Origin of the sequence: Sphingopyxis sp. EG6 (assembly GCF_003609815.1) — a bacterium.
In the GTDB taxonomy this organism is placed as follows: Bacteria; Pseudomonadota; Alphaproteobacteria; order Sphingomonadales; family Sphingomonadaceae; genus Sphingopyxis.
This window is the reverse complement of the sequence record NZ_AP017603.1, coordinates 35108-53004: the sequence shown is the minus strand read 5'-3', so window position 1 is coordinate 53004 and position 17897 is coordinate 35108. Positions and strand designations below refer to the sequence as shown.

General features: G+C 66.4%; 17 protein-coding genes. 10 read left to right on the top strand and 7 right to left on the bottom strand.

What is annotated here, in order from left to right; all coding sequences use genetic code 11:
• Positions 1-56: 56 nt before the first annotated feature.
• The 3 genes from SPYCW_RS00280 to SPYCW_RS00270 all read left to right on the top strand — a co-directional run bounded on the left by SPYCW_RS00280 (position 57) and on the right by SPYCW_RS00270 (position 2740).
• Positions 57-722, top strand: coding sequence for a protein-L-isoaspartate O-methyltransferase family protein (locus tag SPYCW_RS00280; RefSeq protein ID WP_120215101.1), 666 nt, complete (start codon positions 57-59; stop codon positions 720-722).
• 36 nt (positions 723-758) lie between these two features.
• Positions 759-2240: a TolC family outer membrane protein gene (locus SPYCW_RS00275; protein WP_120218007.1), complete on the top strand. Its 1482-nt coding sequence runs from the start codon at positions 759-761 to the stop codon at positions 2238-2240.
• A gap of 104 nt (positions 2241-2344) precedes the next feature.
• Positions 2345-2740, top strand: coding sequence for a DUF2497 domain-containing protein (locus tag SPYCW_RS00270; RefSeq protein WP_443029455.1), 396 nt, complete (start codon positions 2345-2347; stop codon positions 2738-2740).
• 187 nt (positions 2741-2927) lie between these two features.
• Here SPYCW_RS00270 and nudC read toward each other — a convergent pair whose 3' ends face one another.
• From nudC to SPYCW_RS00255, 3 genes are read right to left on the bottom strand one after another with little or no spacing between them, the layout of a single operon-like run.
• The gene (gene nudC, locus SPYCW_RS00265; protein WP_120215099.1) at positions 2928-3797 is read right to left on the bottom strand and encodes an NAD(+) diphosphatase; all 870 of its coding nucleotides are present in this window, start codon (positions 3795-3797) and stop codon (positions 2928-2930) included.
• Positions 3797-5083 (bottom strand): serine hydrolase domain-containing protein, encoded by a 1287-nt coding sequence (locus SPYCW_RS00260; RefSeq protein ID WP_120215098.1) that lies wholly within the window; start codon positions 5081-5083, stop codon positions 3797-3799. The genes nudC and SPYCW_RS00260 overlap by 1 nt, the downstream gene beginning before the upstream one ends.
• Positions 5080-6099 (bottom strand): A/G-specific adenine glycosylase, encoded by a 1020-nt coding sequence (locus SPYCW_RS00255; protein ID WP_120215097.1) that lies wholly within the window; start codon positions 6097-6099, stop codon positions 5080-5082. Before SPYCW_RS00255 ends, SPYCW_RS00260 begins: the two co-directional genes overlap by 4 nt.
• 184 nt (positions 6100-6283) lie before the next feature.
• On the opposite strand from SPYCW_RS00255, the gene SPYCW_RS00250 reads away from it, so the two are divergent.
• The 6 genes from SPYCW_RS00250 to SPYCW_RS00225 all read left to right on the top strand — a co-directional run bounded on the left by SPYCW_RS00250 (position 6284) and on the right by SPYCW_RS00225 (position 12673).
• The gene (locus tag SPYCW_RS00250) at positions 6284-6856 is read left to right on the top strand and encodes a DUF721 domain-containing protein (RefSeq protein WP_443029454.1); all 573 of its coding nucleotides are present in this window, start codon (positions 6284-6286) and stop codon (positions 6854-6856) included.
• A gap of 13 nt (positions 6857-6869) precedes the next feature.
• Entirely contained in the window at positions 6870-7586 is a 717-nt protein-coding gene (locus tag SPYCW_RS00245) for a thioredoxin domain-containing protein (protein ID WP_120215095.1), read from the top strand.
• A 36-nt stretch (positions 7587-7622) separates the two neighbouring features.
• The gene (locus SPYCW_RS00240) at positions 7623-8363 is read left to right on the top strand and encodes a thioredoxin domain-containing protein (protein ID WP_120215094.1); all 741 of its coding nucleotides are present in this window, start codon (positions 7623-7625) and stop codon (positions 8361-8363) included.
• A gap of 257 nt (positions 8364-8620) precedes the next feature.
• Positions 8621-12064, top strand: coding sequence for a chromosome segregation protein SMC (gene smc, locus SPYCW_RS00235; protein WP_120215093.1), 3444 nt, complete (start codon positions 8621-8623; stop codon positions 12062-12064).
• Between the two features lie 95 nt (positions 12065-12159).
• Positions 12160-12432: a BrnT family toxin gene (locus tag SPYCW_RS00230; RefSeq protein WP_120215092.1), complete on the top strand. Its 273-nt coding sequence runs from the start codon at positions 12160-12162 to the stop codon at positions 12430-12432.
• Positions 12392-12673, top strand: a complete 282-nt coding sequence (locus SPYCW_RS00225; protein ID WP_120215091.1) for a BrnA antitoxin family protein — start codon at positions 12392-12394, stop codon at positions 12671-12673. Before SPYCW_RS00230 ends, SPYCW_RS00225 begins: the two co-directional genes overlap by 41 nt.
• On the opposite strand, the gene ubiA is transcribed toward SPYCW_RS00225, so the two are convergent.
• From ubiA to SPYCW_RS00205, 4 genes are all read right to left on the bottom strand, one after another.
• Complete coding sequence (ubiA, locus tag SPYCW_RS00220) at positions 12670-13578, bottom strand: 4-hydroxybenzoate octaprenyltransferase (protein ID WP_120215090.1); 909 nt, start codon at positions 13576-13578, stop codon at positions 12670-12672. The two genes, SPYCW_RS00225 and ubiA, sit on opposite strands and share 4 nt — an antisense overlap.
• Positions 13579-13641: 63 nt before the next feature.
• Positions 13642-14322 (bottom strand): TadE/TadG family type IV pilus assembly protein, encoded by a 681-nt coding sequence (locus SPYCW_RS00215; protein WP_232014769.1) that lies wholly within the window; start codon positions 14320-14322, stop codon positions 13642-13644.
• Complete coding sequence (locus SPYCW_RS00210; RefSeq protein WP_120215088.1) at positions 14319-14912, bottom strand: TadE/TadG family type IV pilus assembly protein; 594 nt, start codon at positions 14910-14912, stop codon at positions 14319-14321. Before SPYCW_RS00210 ends, SPYCW_RS00215 begins: the two co-directional genes overlap by 4 nt.
• The gene (locus SPYCW_RS00205; RefSeq protein ID WP_120215087.1) at positions 14909-16891 is read right to left on the bottom strand and encodes a TadE/TadG family type IV pilus assembly protein; all 1983 of its coding nucleotides are present in this window, start codon (positions 16889-16891) and stop codon (positions 14909-14911) included. The genes SPYCW_RS00210 and SPYCW_RS00205 overlap by 4 nt, the downstream gene beginning before the upstream one ends.
• Positions 16892-17096: 205 nt before the next feature.
• On the opposite strand from SPYCW_RS00205, the gene SPYCW_RS00200 reads away from it, so the two are divergent.
• Complete coding sequence (locus SPYCW_RS00200; RefSeq protein WP_120215086.1) at positions 17097-17846, top strand: 16S rRNA (uracil(1498)-N(3))-methyltransferase; 750 nt, start codon at positions 17097-17099, stop codon at positions 17844-17846.
• Positions 17847-17897: the final 51 nt, after the last annotated feature.

Genomic DNA, 17897 nt, shown 5'->3' with positions numbered 1-17897 from the left:
GTTGGGCTAGAGCTGCCCCGCACAGGTTCATGGCCCCAGGGAATCGGAAAAGGCTGATGGCGACGAAGTTTAGCGAATTCACCGCGGCGGACATGCGCGCTGCCATGATCGACAGCCAGCTGCGCACCAACGACGTCATCGATGCGGCGGTGGTTGGCGCGATGGCGGCGGTACCGCGCGAGGCGCATGTTCCCGCGCATCTGGCGAGCGTCGCCTATACCGACCGCGCGCTTGCGCTGGGGCATGGCCGCGCACTCAACGCGCCGCTGGTCACCGGCCGGATGCTGGTCGCCGCCGCAATCCGTCCCGGCATGCGCGTGCTGCTGATCGGCAGTGCGACGGGCTATACCGCCGCAGTGATGGCGCGCCTTGGCGCCGAGGTTCATGCAGTCGAGGATCAGGCCGAGCTGATGGCGATGGCCGCAGCTGCGACGACTGCCGAGGCGAACATCCATTGGGTCAACGGGCCGCTCAACGGCGGCGCGCCGGATGCGGCTCCGTTCGATCGCATCATCATCGACGGCGCGATCGAAACGCTGCCGGACGCACTCACCGCGCAATTGGCCGAGGGCGGCCGACTGGTCGCGGCCCGCCGCGAAGGCGCGGTGACGCGGCTGGTCCAGGGGGTCAAGGCCGGCGGCGCCGTGCCGCTCCGCAGCTTTGCCGACATGGACGCCGCGCCGCTGCCGGGTTTTGCCGCCGCGGCCGGCTTCACATTCTAAAAGCCAATCCCCTCCTCGTTTCAGGCTGACATGATGATGTTCGATACCGATAAGAAACGGCCTCTCCCCCGCGCCCGCTGGCTTGCCGGCCTCGCCGTCGGCGCCCTGCTGCTGCCGACCGCAGCGCACGCCGAAACGCTGCAGGATGCGCTGGCTAAAGCCTATGAAAACAACCCGACGCTGACCGCCGCGCGCGCCGGGCAGCGCGCGAACGACGAAAATGTCCCGATCCAGAAATCGGGTGGGCTGCCGAACGTCGGGGTGGGAGTGGATTACCAGGAAAATCTGGTGCTGCCCGGCAACAGCTTTTTCTCGCCCAAACGCTTCGTCAGCGTCGGCGGTCAGGTGTCGGTGCCGATCTATCAGGGCGGCGCGGTGCGCAATGCGGTAAAGGCCGCCAAATTTCGCGTCGAGGCGGGCCAGGCTGACCTGCGCGCGACCGAAGCGAGCGTTTTTGCGCAAGTCGTCGGCGCTTATATGGACGTGATCCGCGATCAGGCGATCGTCCAGCTCAACCAGAAGAATGTCGCGGTGCTGCGCACCAATTTGCAGGCGACGAGCGACCGGTTCGAAATTGGTGACCTGACGCGCACCGACGTCGCGCAGTCGGAAGCGCGGCTTGCGCTGGCCGAGGGTGATTTGCGCACCGCCGAAGCGAATCTGATCGCCAGCCGCGAATCCTATGTCCGTCTGGTCGGCGATGCGCCGGTCGACCTGGAACAGCCGCCGCAGCTGCCGAACCTGCCCGCCTCGCCCGACGAAGCGGTCGCGATCGCGCTGACCAGCAATCCCGACATCGAAGCGGCGAATCAGGTGGTCAACGCCAGCCGCGCCGATATCGGCGTGGCGCGCGCCGGACGCTTGCCCAAATTGTCGGCGACGACGAGCGGCGGCTATAACAACAATCTGAATTCGGTGAATGATCCGGCGTCGGAGAATACCACCAAGAGCGCTTCGGCGGGATTGTCGCTGACGGTGCCGATCTTTCAGGGCGGGCGCCCCTCGGCGCAGGTGCGTCAGGCGCAATCGCGGACCAGCCAGGCGATCGAAAATTACGTCGAGGTCGAACGCAGCGTCATCGCACAGACGCGCGGCGCCTATGCCGCGTGGCGCGCGAACGAGCAGATCATCGCCGCGACGCAGCAGGCGGTGAGCGCCAACGGCCTGTCGCTGGAGGGCGTGCGCGCCGAAAACAGCGTCGGCACGCGGTCGATCCTCGACATCCTGAATGCCGAGCAGGAATATCTGAACACCCAGGTCCAGCTGGTGTCGGCGCAGCGCAACTCCTATGTCGCCGCCTTCTCGGTCCTCGCCGCGATGGGCAAGGCCGATGCGCGCGATCTGGGGATCGAGGGCGGCGCGCTCTATGACCCCGAGGTCAATTACAACCGCGTCAAGGGCCAGATTTTCGACTGGGCCGACGATCCGGCGCCGCAGCAACAGGCGACCGACACGCGCGCGATCCCCGCGGCAACTGCCAGCGTTCCGGTCGGACCGCCCGCGCCGCCGCGACAATAAGGCTTGGCAAAACACCGCCCAAATCGGTAAGAGGATAGTTAACCATCCGGTAATCGCGATGGTTTAGGGGGTTGGTTATGGGCGATATGTCGCGGGAACCGTCGATGGAAGATATCTTGTCGTCGATCAGGCGAGTCATCGCACGCGATGAAGCCCCCGGCACGGCGCGCGAAATCACGCCCGCGATCGCCGAAGACATTCTCGATCTGCACGACGAGGAAGAGGATGAGGCCGATGCCGCACCCGCGGCCGACGAGCTCGTCTCCGAAGCCAGCGCCGATGCGGCGCGCCAATCGCTCGATGCGCTGACCGCCGCGATCGCCCCCGCCGTTGCCGCCGCAACGACTGCCGCGCCCGTCGCTGCCGGCCGCACGATGGAAGATGTCGTGCTCGATGCGCTCCGCCCGATGCTGAAGGACTGGCTCGACGCCAACCTGCCGAGCATGGTCGAGGCCATGGTGGCCAAGGAAATCAGCCGGATTACCGGACGGCGGATCTAGCACCCCCCTTCCCCCTTGATGGGGGAAGGATACGCAGCCTTGCCGCACAGCGGCTAGGCGAAGTTGGATGGGGGTGACGGTGCGCCCTTCCATCGCCGTTTCTGGCCGAGAACACACCCCCACCGCTGCGACTAAGCCAGCAAGCTGGCAAGTCTCCCTGCCTTCCCCATCAAGGGGGAGGACTAAGCTACCCCGCCCATTCCTCCAGCAGGTAACGCGCGATCGCCAGTGGCGGCGGCGCCATGAACGGCGCGCCCATGTCACCAGCCAGCGCAGCGCGCACCTCGGCCCTATCGACCCACATCGCCGCCTCGATCTCGGTCGTGTCGAGCGTCAGCGCCGGGTCGCTGGCGACCGCGCGGCAACCGATCATCAGCGATGATGGAAAGGGCCAGGGCTGGCTCGCGACATAGGTCACGTCCGTTACGCGAATGCCCGCTTCCTCGAACAATTCGCGCGCCACCGCTTCTTCCAGTGATTCGCCGGGTTCGACGAACCCAGCCAGCGCCGAGAAGAAACCCGGCGGAAAGCCGCCCTGCCGTCCGACCAGTACGCGCCCCTCGCATTCGGCGAGCATGATGACGACCGGGTCGACGCGCGGGAAATGTTCGGCTTTGCAGCTGCCGCAGCGGCGCCCCCAACCGGCGCGGAACAATTCGGTCGGCGTACCGCACACCGCACAAAAGCAATGCCGCGCGTGCCAGTCGACCAGGCTGCGCGCGCCGCCATATAGTGCCGCCTCCGGCCCCGACAGCAGCGGCAGCAACCGCATCACGGTGCGCGAACGCGCGTCGATGCGCACCCCGGCGGGCGCTTCGCGAACGAAATGCGGTACGCCCAAGTCGTCCAAACCGAGCAGCAACAGCGCGCGATCGTCGGCGGGGTCGAGCGCCTCCCAGCGCAGCCCGCCCCCTTCGCCGGGGACGAAATCGATCCCGTCGAGCGTCAGGCAGCGCGCGCGCGGGTCTGCTACGGCAGCAGCAAAACCGTCCGGATCGACCCGCAGCTGGTCGGCGCGGTCGAGCCACGCCCCGGTGAATCCCAACGGCAAGGGCATCAGGCCAGAACGTCCTTTATCACCGTTTCGCCGAACTTCGCCTGGAACGACACGGTTTCGGGCGGCATGATCTGCGTGTAGCCGGCGATGCGGTAGCCGAGCTTGCGGTGGACGAAACCGATGGTGCCCGCGGCGCCCGCCCAGCCGAACAGGCCTTCGCCGCCCGGCGAGGTCGGCAACGACACCCGCCCGCCAGCGCCGAAGCCCTGTCCATCGACGAACGTGCCTTTGCGATCGACAGCATCGTCCAGCATGTTCGACATCGCGAGCCGCGCCGTCTCGACCTTCATGATCCGCTTGCCGCCTGTCTCGCCCTCGCCGAGCAGCATGGCGAGGAAACGGTCATAATCGCGCGCGCTCGACACCAGCCCGCCGCCGCCGAAGGGGTAAGGCGGCGCATCTAGATAGATCGAGCTGGTCGCCGGGTCGAAAGGAAGCAACGCGCCGCCGAGTGACGCATAATTGCTGGTGAAGCGCCCGACGTCCCTGGCCTCCACCATGAAGCCGGTGCTCGTCATGCCCAGCGGATCGAACAACCGCGCCTTCAGGAACGCGTCGAACGGCTGCCCCGATACGACCTCGATCACCCGGCCGAGCAGGTCGAGGCTGATCGAATAGCTCCATTTGGTGCCGGGTTCATAGACCAGCGGCAACGCCGCGAGGCGGTCGGCCATCGCCGCCAGGCTTGGCGCGGCCTTTACATCGGCAAAGCCCGGCAGCTTCATCCGGCTCGCCTGCCCGCCGACGATACCATTGTCATCATAGGCTTTTTTGATCGGGCCTTTCTGAATGATATTATAGCCGAGCCCCGCGGTGTGGGTGAGCAGGTGGCGCACGGTAATCTGCGTTTTGGCGGGGCGCAGGTCGGTGATCGACCCGTCGGGGGTGGTCTGCACCTGCATCTTTGCGAATGCGGGCAGGAAGTCGGCGATCGGCTGGTCGAGCTTCATCTTGCCGTCTTCGATGAGCAGCATCGCGGCGATACCGGTCACCGGCTTGGTCATCGAATAGAGCCGCCACAAGGTATCGGGTCCGACGGGTACCGCATCGCTGATCGATTGCACCCCGGCGCCGAAAAAGTCGGCCGCATCCTGACCCTTGCCGATCGCGGCGAGCGTGCCCGCGAGTTCGCGGCGATCGACGAAGCCTTTGATGAAGGCGTGGGTTGCGGGGTAGAGCTGCGCACCGCTTTCTCTCCACGCGAATGCGGCGCGCGGCAGGAGCGCGGCACCGCCGCCCAGCGCCAGCCCGCCGAGCAGCGCGCGGCGCGAAACCATCATGTTCATGCGTCTCTCTCCAGCATCTTGTCGATCAGCTTGCGATAGAGCGTCGGCAGCCCCGCCGCGTCAAGGTCAGAGATCGGCCACCATTCGCCTTCCGCTGCGGCATCGCCGTTTTCGGGAAGCGCGTCACGCCGCACCAGTTTCAGTGTCAGGTCGAAATGGGTGAAACCATGATCGACTTCGGCCACCGCCGACTCGATCGGACGCGTATCGGTCCAGTCACCGCCGGGCAGCGCGCGCATCCCGCCAAGCATCCCTTTGCCCGGACGGCGGACGAGCCAGACCCGCGCGTCGCGTTCGATCCAGTGCGCCAGTCCGTGACGATGCGCCTTGGCCTTTTTGGGCGGCTTGACGGGCAGCCTTTCGACGTCGGCGCGCCCGCGCGCGCGGCAATCCGCCATCAGCGGACAGGCCGCGCAGGCAGGAGCTCGCGGCGTACAAATGGTCGCACCCAGGTCCATCAGCGCCTGCGCGAAATCGCCCGGGCGGTCGGCGGGAACGATCGGCGCCAGCGCGGCGCGAATCTCGCGCTTCGCCATGGGCAGCGGGGTTTCGATCAGGCGGTGGCGCGCGATCACGCGTTCGATATTGGCATCGACCACGACTGCCGCACGGCCAAAGGCGATCGCCGCGACCGATGCCGCGGTATAATCGCCAATCCCCGGCAGCGCACGCAAGGCCGCCTCGCCGTCGGGAAAACGCCCGCCATGATCGCGCACGACGGCGCGTGCGCAGGCGAGCAGGTTGCGCGCGCGGGCATAATAGCCGAGCCCCGCCCAAGCGGCCATGACGTCGGCATCGTCCGCCGCCGCCAAGTCGGCGACCGTCGGCCAGCGGGCGGTGAAACGCTGAAAATAGCCCGCAACCGCGGCGACCGTCGTCTGCTGCAGCATGACCTCGGCCAGCCAGATGCGATAGGGATCGGGGACAATGTCGCTGCCCGGCGCGATCCGCCACGGCAGCACGCGCGCGGCGCGGTCGTACCAGTCTAGGATGCGAGCAGGAAAGCTCACGCTCATAAGCCCCTCCCCTTCAGGGGAGGGATTGGGGTGGGGTCCATCGGCCTTGCGCAAGGCCGATGGACCCCACCCGCTGCGACTAACGAACAAGTTCGTAAGTCTCGCTGCCCTCCCCTGAAGGGGAGGGCTGATTCAATGTCGATAGTCTGGACGCTCACCCCCCGCCTATGGCATGGCACCCGCGATGACGAAAGACAGCGGCGACGGCCCGCCCGCCAAAAAGGCGGCAGCGAAGGCAGGGGCGAAAAAGCCCAAGGCGCCGGTGCGCGCTTACGAACGGCCGCGTGGCGGCGAAGCGCGGATGATCTCCGACCTCGTCCCTGAAATCGGCCGCGCCGCCTTTCGCAAGTTCGGTTTCATCCAAAGCTCGGTGGTGAGCCGCTGGCGCGAGATCGTCGGCGACCGGCTCGCCGACGTCACCCAGCCGGCGATGATCCGCTTTCCGGTCGGGGCGAAGGCGGGCGGGACGCTGCACCTGACGATCAGCGGCGCGCACGCGCCGATGCTGCAACATGTCGCCCCCGACATCATCACCGCGGTCAATCGCTTCTTCGGCTATGCCGCGGTCGCGCACGTCCGCATGACGCACGGCCATGTGAGGCCCGCCGCGCCCGTTCAGCCGCCAGCCATGCTGAAACCCGTACCCGCCGAGCTGGGGGACAGTTTGCGCGACATCGGCGACCCGGAACTGCGTACCGTGCTCGAACGCATGGCATCGGGACTGGCCGCGGCGCCCAAACTTCCCCGGATCAGTTGAAAGACCCCAAGAGATGGCCGTTTTTGACGATTCCCCGCTCGATCGCCGTACCGCGGTGCTCGCACTATCGGGCGCCGCGCTGACCCTGATCGCCGCGACCCCGGCCAAGCCGGCGCCCTGGTCGTCAAAGGTCACGACAAGTTCGATCGGCGCGCATGTCGTCGGCAACCCCGCCGCCAAGGTTCGGCTGGTCGAATATTTCAGCTACACCTGCCACGTCTGCGCCGATTTCGCCAAGCTCGGTTCGGCGCCGCTCAAGACGCAATATATCGACCGCGGGCTGGTGCTGTTCGAATATCGTAATCTGGTCCGCGACCCGGTCGATATGACCGCGGCGCTGCTCGCCCGCTGCGGCGGCCCCACCGCGTTCGCGCGCAACCATCAGGCGATTTTTGCCGCTTTCGACACGTGGATGGCCAAGGTGAAGAACGCGAGTGAGGCGCAGCAAACCAGCTGGTTCGAAGGCACCACCGCGCAGCGCGCCCGCAAGATCGCCGCCGATACCGGGCTCGCCGCGCTGATGCGCGCTCGCGGCTACACCCAGGCGCAGCTCGACGCCGCGCTCGACAGCGAAGTCGCACAGGCCGAACTGACCGGGATGACCAACATCGGGCGCAGCGCCGACCGCGTCGGCGGCACTCCGACCTTTTTCGTCAACGGGCGCAACGCCGAAGTCACCGCCTGGCCCGCGCTTAAATCGAAACTCGACCTCGCGATCAAGGGATCGTAAAAGCCTGCCCATCTTGTTTCCGGAGAACAGCACATCATGACCGCATCGCTTCGTATCGCCCTACTGTCTTCGCTTGGCGCGCTCGCGCTTGCCGGTTGTGGCGGCGGCGCCAGCGACCCTGCCAAGGAACAGGAGGTCGTTGCCAAGGTCGCGGCGCCCGCGGGCAAAAGCTGGTCGCAGGTCGTCAGCTTCGATGGCGACGGCGTGGTGATGGGCAACCCCGACGCACCGATCAAACTCGAAGAATTTGGCGCCTTCACCTGCGGCCATTGCGCGCAGTTCACCAAGGATTCGCACGAAGAACTGAAGCGCGATTTCGTCGATACCGGCCGCGTGTCGTACAAGCTGACCCCGTTCATGCTGCACCCGGTCGACGCTATTGCTGGCGCGATTGCAAAATGCGCCGGCCCCGACCGCTTCTTCCCGCTCGCCGACGCGACCTTCCTCGAGCATGAAGCCTTCATCGCCGGGGCGCAAAAGCCGCAGCCTGGGATCGAGGCCGCGATGCAGCTGCCCCCCGAACAGCGCTTCACCGCGCTCGCCAAGGGCTGGGGCATCGATCAATTTTACCAGCAGCGCGGTGTTCCCGCCGCAACGATCCAAGCGTGCCTGAGCAAGGTCGACAATGTGTCGGCGATCGAAAAGGGCACCAACGCCGGGGTCGAAAAATATCAGATCACCGGCACCCCGACCTTCGTCCTCAACGGCCAGGTCGTCGAAGGCATCAACACCTGGGGCCCGCTGCGCGACCGCCTGCGCACGATGGGCGCTCGCTGACGATGCGCAATCCTCCCTGCCGCGAAGCGGTGGGGAGGGGGACCGCCGCCGCAGGCGGGGGTGGAGGGGCCGCGACGCCAGCGCCATAGCCCCTCCGTCAGCGCTTCGCGCTGCCACCTCCCCATGGCTGCGCCACGGGGAGGATCGATAACTGCCCCTTGCGACTCCCCCGCCCGCGCGGCATGACGGCTGGCAGGGGGATATGTGACACCAGCGTTGCAACATCCGCGATTCGATGATCTGCACGGGACGTTCCCGTGCAGATAAAACGCCTGCGCCTGACCGGTTTCAAATCCTTCGTCGAACCCACCGAACTGCGCATCGAGCCCGGCCTGACCGGCGTCGTCGGCCCCAATGGCTGCGGCAAGTCCAACCTGCTCGAGGCAATCCGCTGGGTGATGGGCGAATCCAGCCCCAAATCGATGCGCGGCGGCGGGATGGAGGATGTCATCTTCGCCGGGACCGCATCGCGACCGGCGCGCGATTTTGCCGAAGTCGCGCTCCATTGCGACACCGAAGGCGCGCTTGTCGCGGGGCTGTCGGACGGCGAGGATGGCGACGATCTGGAAGTGATCCGCCGCATCGAGCGCGGCGCGGGCAGCGCCTATCGCGCCAACGGCCGCGACGTGCGCGCCAAGGATGTGGCGCTGATCTTTGCCGACGCCGCGACCGGCGCGCACAGCCCGGCGCTGGTCAGCCAGGGCAAGATCGCCAATGTCATCGCGGCAAAACCCACCGACCGCCGCGCGATGCTCGAGGAAGCCGCCGGAATCGCCGGGCTGCACGTGCGCCGCAAGGACGCCGAGCAGAAATTGCGCGCGACCGAAACCAACCTCGCCCGCCTGTCCGAAATCACCGCCGACATGGAAGTGCGCGCCAATGCGCTGCGGCGGCAGGCGCGGGCGGCAGAGAAGTACAAGAAGCTGAGCGACGAGATCCGCATCGCCGAGGGGCGGCTGATCTACGCGCGCTGGCGTGACGCCGCCGAAGCCGCAGACCAGGCGCGCCGCGACAGCGATGCCGCCGAAGCGGCGGTCAAGACCGCGCAGACCGAGCTGGAAACCGTGTCGGCCGCGCAGACCGAGGTTGCCACCCGCGTCGCCACCGCGCGGTACGACGCGCAGGCACAGCGCGACGCGCTGGCCGAGGCGACCGCGACGCAGGTGCGTCTGCAGGGCGAAGAGCGCGCCGCCCGCCAGCGGCTCGAAGACCTGGCGGCGCAGCAGCGGCGCATCGCCGACGACCGGGCGCACGAAGGCGAACTGGCGCGCGAGGCGCATGGCGCGCTGACCGCGCTCGATAGCGAAACCAAAGCGTTGGCGGCGGAGATGGCCGCGCACGATGCCGGCAAGACAGCGCTCGCCGAGGCCAATCTGGCGGCGCAGGCGCGACTACGCGATGCCGAGGTTGCGCTGGCGCAGGCGCGCGCCAAGGCCGCGAGCGAAGCCGCCGACCGACGCATCGCGGTGTCGGCGCGCGACAGCGCCGCGGCGACGGTGCGACGGATCGACGCCGACAAGGCGCGCGTCGACGCCGAAATCGCCGCGCTCGGCGATAGCGCCGCGCTGACGGCGCGCCATGCCGACAGCGTGGAAGCCGCCGAAGCCGCAGAAGCCGCGATCGCCGCCGCTGAAACCGCACTGCAAACGTCGGAAGCCGACCGCGAAGCGATCGCCGCCGAGCTTGCGGGCGTTGAGGCCGGACTTGCCGAAGCGCGTACCGCGCTGGCGGCGCTCGACGGCGAGGCGGCGACGCTCGAACGCGCGCTCGCTGCCGGACGCCGCGACGAGGCGCGCATCCTCGACCAGCTGCGCGTCGCGCCGGGTTATGAAGCCGCGCTCGCCGCGGCGCTGGGTGACGATCTCGACGCCGGGACCGCCAAGGAGGCCGCGCGCAGCTGGGGCGGCGCCGAACCCGGGAAGGATGACCCTGCCCTGCCCGCCGGCACCCGGCCGCTCGCCGAATTTGTGACGGCACCCGCCGCGCTGGCGCGCCGCCTGGCGCAGGTTGCGGTGGTCGATGCCGATGACGGACAGTCGCTGTACGTGGGCCAACGACTGGTCACGACCGACGGCGTGATGCGCCGCTGGGACGGCTTTGTCGCGCGCGGCGACGGCGCCACCGCGACCGAGCGGCTGCAACGGCAGAACCGTCTCGACGCGCTGGCGGCGCAGCGCCCGCAGGTCGCGCTGGGGGTGCAGGAACTCCGCGACCGCCGCGATGCCGCCGCCGCCAGGGCCGCCGAACTGACCGACGCCGCGGTCGCCGCGCGCAAGGCGCTGGCGCAGGCGGACGAGACCCGCCGCACCGCGCTGCGTGCCGCCGATCAGGCGCAAGCCGCGCTCGACCGTCATCGCGACGCTGCGGCGCTGTTCGACCGGCGGCTCGGCGAGATCGCCGCCGCGGCAAAGGAAGCCGCCGAGGTGCTGGCGACACAGGAAGCCGCGCTCGCGGCGCTCCCCGACGACAGCATCGCCCGCGCCGCGCTCGACGCCGAGGAGCAGGCGGCCGAGCGCGCCCGCAGCGACGCCAACGGCGCCCGCGAAGCCCTTACCGCGCATGAACGCCGCCTTGCGACCTTGAGCGAGCGGCAGGCGGTCGTCAGCGCCGAGATCAAGAGCTGGAAAGCGCGCGCGGGCGAAGCAGCGCGGCGCGTCACCGAAATGGACAAGCGCGCCGACGCGCTGGCCGCCGAGGCGGCGAAGCTTGCCGATGCGCCCGAAAAGCTGGCCGAGCAGCGCGCGGCGGCGGAAGAACAACAGGCGAAGCTCCGTGACAAGGTCGCCGCCGCCGAGGCGCAGGAACGCGCCGCCGAGGCGGCGCTGCGCGAAGCCGAAACCGCGCTGAACGCGATCCGCGAGCGCGTCGCGGCTGCGCGCGAAACGCGCGCCGGGGCGATCGCGCGCTCCGAAAATGCCGAGCTGCGCCGCATCGAGATGGGCCGCCTGTCGGGCGAACGCTTCGAATGCCCGCCGCCGCTGTTGCCCCAGAAGGCGGGTTTCGAAAGCGAAAGCGTCCGCGACGCAGGCGCGGAATCGGCGCAGCACGACCGGCTGATCGCCGACCGCGAGCGGCTCGGCCCGGTCAATCTGGTTGCCGCCGACGAACTGATCGAACTCGACAGCGAACGCGAAAAAAGCGCGGCCGAGATCGAGGAGCTGACGCAGGCGGTCCACCGGCTGCGCGGGTCGATCGGCAATTTGAACCGCGAAGGCCGCGTCCGTCTGCTCGCGGCGTTCGAAACGGTGAACGGCCATTTCCAGCGGCTGTTCACGACATTGTTCGATGGCGGCCAGGCGCATCTCGAACTCGTCGATTCGGACGATCCGCTCGAAGCGGGGCTGGAGATCATGGCGCAGCCGCCGGGCAAGCGTTTGGGCACGCTCACGTTGCTCTCGGGCGGCGAGCAGGCGCTGACTGCGGTCGCGCTGATCTTTGGCCTGTTCCTCACCAACCCGGCGCCGATCTGCGTCCTCGACGAGGTCGATGCGCCATTGGACGACGCCAATATCGAACGCTTCTGCGACCTGCTCGACCGCATGACGCGCGAAACCAACACTCGCTATCTGATCGTCACCCACAATGCAGTGACGATGGCGCGCATGCACCGCCTGTTCGGGGTGACGATGGTCGAAAAGGGTGTCAGCCGCCTGGTGTCGGTCGACCTCGGCGGCGCGGAGGAATTGCTGGCGGCAGAATAGGTTGACAATTTCTGTAACTACATTAAATTGTCCGAGCCTACCCCAGCAATGCTCGTATCGACTGCTCTTGGCGAGAGAGATATAGGGTTGTGGCGATGAAAATTGCTTATGATGAGCGAAAGCGCCAATGGACGCTTCTGGAACGCGGTCTGGATTTCGCCGACGCCAGCAAGGTTTTTGAGGCAGATTATCTGGAGTTTCTCGACGACAGACACGATTATGGCGAGGATCGCTACATCGTTTACGGAGAACTTGACGGTCGGGCTGTCGCGATCGTCTGGACGCTACGAAACGATATCCGCCGCATCATTTCGATGAGACATGTCCATGACGAAGAACTCGAAGCCCGCCGAAAAGCCTTGGACTGATCCGGACGATGCTCCCGAATGGACGGAGGATCATTTTCGCCGTGCCGCCGTTTACGAGAATGGCAAGCTGGTCAAGCCCGCGGACGGCACATGGACAAAACCCGGCCGCCCCAAATCCCCCGACCCCAAGCAGCAGGTGACGCTCCGCCTCGACAGCATCGTTCTCGAAAAATTCCGCGCGATGGGGCCGCGCTGGCAGAGCCGCATCAATGCGGAGTTGCGCAAGGCACTCGGTCTCTAGGGCGCCATTCCGACGACCAGCATCGCGGCGAACACCAGCAGACCGGCAAAGCGGTTGCTGCGGAACTTCGCGAGCGCATCCTCGCCATTGTCGGGTTCCAGCGTCACCACCTGCCCGGTGAAATGCACCGCCGCGGGAACCAGCGCGACCAGCACCAGCGGATCGGGGCGCACCGCCCACAGCGCGCCGCCCCAACCGGCGAGCGCAAATCCGTAACAAAGCGCAACGCCGCCTTTGACATGGCGCCCCATCGCGCGCGCGCTGGATTTGACGCCGACCAGCATGTCGTCCTCGATGTCTTGCAGGGCGTAGATCGTGTCATATCCGATCACCCACGCGACGCACCCGGCATAGAGCAGCGGCAGCGCGATCCCCTCCCCGCCGCCGACCGCAATCCAGGCGACAAGCGCGCCCCAGCTGAACACCAGCCCCAGCCACGCCTGCGGCCACCAGGTGATGCGCTTCATGAACGGATAGCCCGCGACCAGAATCAGGCTGGCGAGCGCGACGATCTGCGCGGGCAAAGGCAGCTGGAGCAGCACAAAGAGGCCGACGAGCGACAGCAGCACGGCCCACAGCGCGGCATTGCGCACCGACACCGCACCGCTCGCGATCGGGCGCGACGCGGTGCGGGCCACCTGCGCGTCAAGGTCGCGGTCGACGATGTCATTATAGACGCACCCCGCGCCGCGCATCGCAATTGCGCCGAGCAGCAGCCACAGGAACAACGGCCAATCCCTGACCGCACCGCCGCCGAGGGCGACGCCCCACGCGCAGGGCCAGTAGAGCAGCCACCAGCCGATCGGGCGATCGAACCGCGCCAACAGCGCATAAGGGCGCGCGGCGGCGGGTAGCAGCGCCACAAAACCACGCAATTGGCTGTCGGGAGGATGGGTCGTGGTCATCGGCAGCGGCGCATGTAGCAGCCGCTGCCCGCGTGATAAACGGTTATCGGATGCGGCGCGCGATCAGGTACAGAGCGCGGGCGTCACCGCAGGCGCCGGATTGAACACGCCGGTGCCATTGTCGCCATGGAGGTCGCGCGCCTCGCGGATCAGGAAGGCGGAGGTTTCGCGGATCCGCTTCGTCTGGAACCATTTGCCCCACAACAGGGATTTATAGTCGTAGGTTACCTCGACCAGCATGATCGCGGTACCCGCCGAGGCGGTGGCCCCGACACCCGCAAAGCTTGTTCCCGTCGCCCCCGTCCCTTGCGGGCCGAAAGCGGAACTGACCGGCAGATCACCGTAGCAGCGCTGCCAGTGGATCCATTGTCCGCCGTCGGCATTGCGTTCGATGCTCGACAGAATGACCCGGCCGTTGGCCTTGAAATTCATGCCCTTCGCCTGTTCCTCGACCCCGGCAAACACTTCGTTGATGTCGACTTCACGCACGCGCGGCTGCGACAGGTTGCTGCCAAAGGCGATTCGCGCAGCGTTGTCGGCGGCGCTGAGGCCGATCTGGTTCACCCGCGTCCCCGACAGGAGCAGGTTGGCATATTCGATGCCGCCAAAGCCGATCATCGCAAGGATGGGGACGCAAAAGGCAACTTCGATCATCGCCACCGCACTGACGTCGCGCGCCAGGCGGCCGAGCATCTTTGATCGCCGCGCAATCCGCGCCTGCGCACGTTTGAGTAGGCTGGTCATGAACAGATCACCTGTTTCGTGGACGTCGCCGCGTTGTACGGCTGGTTGCGCAGCACCGTGGACGCAACGAGCGTACTCTGCTGCGACTGCCCAAGGAATTTCCACACCGGCAACACGCGATTGATCCGCAACGAAGCGGTGTAGAGCACAACGTCTTCGGCGCCGCCATTGCCGGTCTGGCCGCGATCGGAATCCCAACTGGCGTTGCCATTGACGTCCTCGAAACACTCACCGCTGTCATAGCTGCCATTGTTGTTGGCGTCGGTGAAGGCTTCGGGATCGCCGACTTCGCTGAAACTGTCATAGGATTTGCGGGCGAAGGTCACTTCACCTTGGGGAAAGACGTTCAAGACCTTGCGCCGCACGTCATTGTCGAGCGCGGTCTGGCTGAGCGCATTACCCTCGAGCGTCGCGGCGCGTGCCGCGGCGTTGACCACGCCCTGCAATTCCAGCTTGGCATAATATTGCCACGAAAAATCGAGGATCCCGAACACCACGATCAGGAACAGCGGCGCTGTCAGCGCGAACTCGACGATCGTATTGCCCCGCTGGTCGCGGCGCAGGCGGCGGAAGACGGTCGCGCGTGTCATTGCGACAGCCGCAGTTTCGAGATTTGCCGGGCGATCGCCTGGAAATTCTCGTTAAGCTGCGCCGCATTATTCGCCTGATAGGCCTTGCCCGGGCTCGCGCAGCTGGTGAGCGAGCTGTTCAGCGACACGCCGAAGCTGACCACCCAGACGGTGATATTCTTCGCCTTCGCCCTTGAGCACAATTGCGCGAAACGATTGTTGTGGCGGGTCGTCAGATTGGCGTCGCTGGTGCCGCCAACGCGCTTCATCAACCACTCATAGCCCTGGAACGACAGGTTGCCCATGTTCGGCGCCATTTCGCCGTCGGTCATGAAGACGATATGGCGGCTGATCGGGCGGTTGTTCGGCGCCGTCGCATTTTCGTCCGAGAACATGCCGTCGGGCGACAGCAGGCGCACGCCCCACACCATGCCGGCGTCGTGATAGGTACCGCCGACCGGCTGGAGCGACTGGATATAGCTGTTGAAGGTCGACCGGTCGCTGGCCGTCTGCGTCGTCAGCTTCATGGCCGCGACCGGGCAGACGCCCCAGCCGTTCGACCAGTAGCGCGAATAATTCTGCCAGCTGCCGTTCGTGCTGCTGTTGCTCGACACGCTGCTGCTGTTGACGGTGATCGAGCCCGTCGTCGAAGGCGTGCCGCCCGGGCTGCTCGCGCGCGGGAACGCAATCTCGGGAATCAGCACTTTCCACTTGGTATCGTCGTCGCTGGTCGGCGCGGTATCGACATCCATGTCATGCGCGTCGGCTGGCGCCGTTTCGGTGGGACCGAAAGGCTCGGTACCGCGTTCCATCACACAGCCGCCCCATGTGTTCGATACGGTGGCGCCCGAATCGCCGGTGTCGGTCTGGATCGCGGTGCCGGCCTTGGCCTGGCTGACGTCGAACACGCGGTCCTGATAGGTATATTTATTGTCGAACGACTGGGTCGGCGTTTCGGTCACCGTCGTCGTGTACGTACGCGTGAAGGTCGCGACGCGGCGTTGCAGGCGGCAACGGCTGTTCGACCAGGTGTAGCGATAGTTGTAATAGGTGTAGGTCTGGTTGGTGTCATAGGTCGTTATGCGATTGCCATTGCCATCGACATATTGCGCCGTCTGGTTCGAATTGGGCGAACCGCTGGGCGTCGGCGTGGTATCGGACGGCGCCTCAAGATCGCCGCAGGTCGAGCTTGTCTGGCCATTAACCGTGCTGACGTTCGAATAATTGCCATAGGTGGTATTGCCGTCGGTATATTCCTCGGACTGTTCGGTCGTCGCATTGCCCCAAACCACCCTGAACACCGGCGTGCGCGACGGCAGCAGGACGTTGTCCGACAGCCAGGCCGGATTTTTGGCATAGAGGATGCTGCCGACGTTGGCGGTCGAGCTGTAGGGCACGACGCCAAAACGCAGGCGGCCATCGCCGACATCCGCGGTGGTCAGCGTATCGAAAAAGTCCATCGTCGCCGATTTGAGCGCGGTGATGCGGTTGACCGAGTCGCCCGAATTGGTCTGTGCCATCGACCCGGTGACGTCGAGCACCATCATCACGTCGGCGTTCGAAATCTCCAGCTTCGCGGTGCAATTCACCGCAAGGTCGAATTTCTGATAATTGAAGATCTGCATCAGGACCGTCGGCAGCCGCGCGGAGGCAGTTCCCCTGACGTTCGACGTCCCGTCGGCCTGCGACGCAAAGGTTACGTTGCTGCTGCCATAGGCGGTCTGGCTGTAGTTGAAGTTGAACATCTTGTTCGCTTCGGCCTGCGCCGCCGAGGTATAGGTGCCGCCCGCCATCGCGCGGCGTCCGGCGAGCACGCCCGCGTCGCACGCCTGTTGCAGGCGCAGCTGCGCCATATAGGCGCGGCCGATGTCGATGCCCGATCCGAGCATACCGATGATCGGCAGAATCGCCGCCGCGGTCAGGAACATTGCGTTGCCGCGATTGTCGCGCAACAGGCTGTTGGTGCCCAGCCGCATGCGGCTGAAAACGGTCCCTCGCATGGTCTAACCCCTCTTGGTCCAGACACGCGGCCCACTACAGATGCGTGGCTGGTATTCTCGCACTAGGGCGAAACTGCTTACCAAACTGCTAATTGGCCGGTGACGGATTGGGCGCGAAAAGGCCGGATCTGACCCGGATCGGGACAATATGCGGGAACGGGACACCATGGGTGCGCAGATTTCCTTCCTCTGCTATCGCACACCCATGCCCGCAACGCCCGCCTGGCCGCCTGCCAGCACCCCCCGCCTGTTTGTCGATCTGCCGCTGGCGCCCGGCACGGCGCCGATGATTGACGGTCCCGCCGCCCATTATCTGCTGAACGTCATGCGGCTGAAGGTCGGTGCGCCTATCCTGCTGTTCGACAATCGCAGCGGCGAATGGCTGGCCAACATCACGGAGGCAGGCAAACGCTCGCTCACCGTTTGCATCGAGCGCCAGACGCGCGCGATCGAGACGGTACCCGACCTGTGGCTATGCTTTGCCCCGGTGAAAAAGACCCGGCTCGACTGGATCATCGAAAAGGCGACCGAGCTTGGCGCCCGGCGGCTGCAGCCGGTGATCACCGAACGCACGATCGTTGAGCGCGTCAAGCGCGAGCGGCTGGAAGCGCAGGTGATCGAAGCGTGCGAGCAATGCGGCCGCAGCGCGCTGCCCGAGCTTGGCGAGCCGACCAAATTGACCCAGCTGCTCGCGGACTGGCCCGCCGAGCGCGCCTTGCTGTTCGCCGACGAAGCGGGCGGCGCGCCGCTGTCCACCGTCGCTGCCCCCGCCCCCGCCGCGATCCTGGTCGGTCCCGAGGGCGGCTTTACGCCGCGCGAGCGCGCCCTGCTGCTTGAAAACGCCGCGGTGCGGCGTATCGCGCTTGGTCCGCGCATCCTGCGCGCCGAGACCGCGGCGATTGCGGCCATCAGCCTGTGGATGGCACAGCATGGCGACTGGACGGCGAGCGGCTGAACCCGACATTCTGTTCCGTTCCCGGACAGAATGTGCACCAAGCGCCCGATT

What these genes read in the sequence shown, in the direction of transcription:
- SPYCW_RS00240 (WP_120215094.1), top strand. Translation starts at nt 7,623, where the DNA reads ATGACCGCATCGCTTCGTATCGCCCTACTGTCTTCGCTTGGCGCGCTC.
- SPYCW_RS00280 (WP_120215101.1), top strand. Translation starts at nt 57, where the DNA reads ATGGCGACGAAGTTTAGCGAATTCACCGCGGCGGACATGCGCGCTGCC.
- ubiA (WP_120215090.1), bottom strand. Translation starts at nt 13,578, where the DNA reads ATGACCACGACCCATCCTCCCGACAGCCAATTGCGTGGTTTTGTGGCG.
- SPYCW_RS00275 (WP_120218007.1), top strand. Translation starts at nt 759, where the DNA reads ATGTTCGATACCGATAAGAAACGGCCTCTCCCCCGCGCCCGCTGGCTT.
- SPYCW_RS00250 (WP_443029454.1), top strand. Translation starts at nt 6,284, where the DNA reads ATGACGAAAGACAGCGGCGACGGCCCGCCCGCCAAAAAGGCGGCAGCG.
- SPYCW_RS00230 (WP_120215092.1), top strand. Translation starts at nt 12,160, where the DNA reads ATGAAAATTGCTTATGATGAGCGAAAGCGCCAATGGACGCTTCTGGAA.
- SPYCW_RS00200 (WP_120215086.1), top strand. Translation starts at nt 17,097, where the DNA reads ATGCCCGCAACGCCCGCCTGGCCGCCTGCCAGCACCCCCCGCCTGTTT.
- SPYCW_RS00215 (WP_232014769.1), bottom strand. Translation starts at nt 14,322, where the DNA reads ATGACCAGCCTACTCAAACGTGCGCAGGCGCGGATTGCGCGGCGATCA.
- SPYCW_RS00205 (WP_120215087.1), bottom strand. Translation starts at nt 16,891, where the DNA reads ATGCGAGGGACCGTTTTCAGCCGCATGCGGCTGGGCACCAACAGCCTG.
- SPYCW_RS00270 (WP_443029455.1), top strand. Translation starts at nt 2,345, where the DNA reads ATGGAAGATATCTTGTCGTCGATCAGGCGAGTCATCGCACGCGATGAA.
- SPYCW_RS00225 (WP_120215091.1), top strand. Translation starts at nt 12,392, where the DNA reads ATGACGAAGAACTCGAAGCCCGCCGAAAAGCCTTGGACTGATCCGGAC.
- SPYCW_RS00260 (WP_120215098.1), bottom strand. Translation starts at nt 5,083, where the DNA reads ATGAACATGATGGTTTCGCGCCGCGCGCTGCTCGGCGGGCTGGCGCTG.
- SPYCW_RS00210 (WP_120215088.1), bottom strand. Translation starts at nt 14,912, where the DNA reads ATGACACGCGCGACCGTCTTCCGCCGCCTGCGCCGCGACCAGCGGGGC.
- SPYCW_RS00245 (WP_120215095.1), top strand. Translation starts at nt 6,870, where the DNA reads ATGGCCGTTTTTGACGATTCCCCGCTCGATCGCCGTACCGCGGTGCTC.
- nudC (WP_120215099.1), bottom strand. Translation starts at nt 3,797, where the DNA reads ATGCCCTTGCCGTTGGGATTCACCGGGGCGTGGCTCGACCGCGCCGAC.
- SPYCW_RS00255 (WP_120215097.1), bottom strand. Translation starts at nt 6,099, where the DNA reads ATGAGCGTGAGCTTTCCTGCTCGCATCCTAGACTGGTACGACCGCGCC.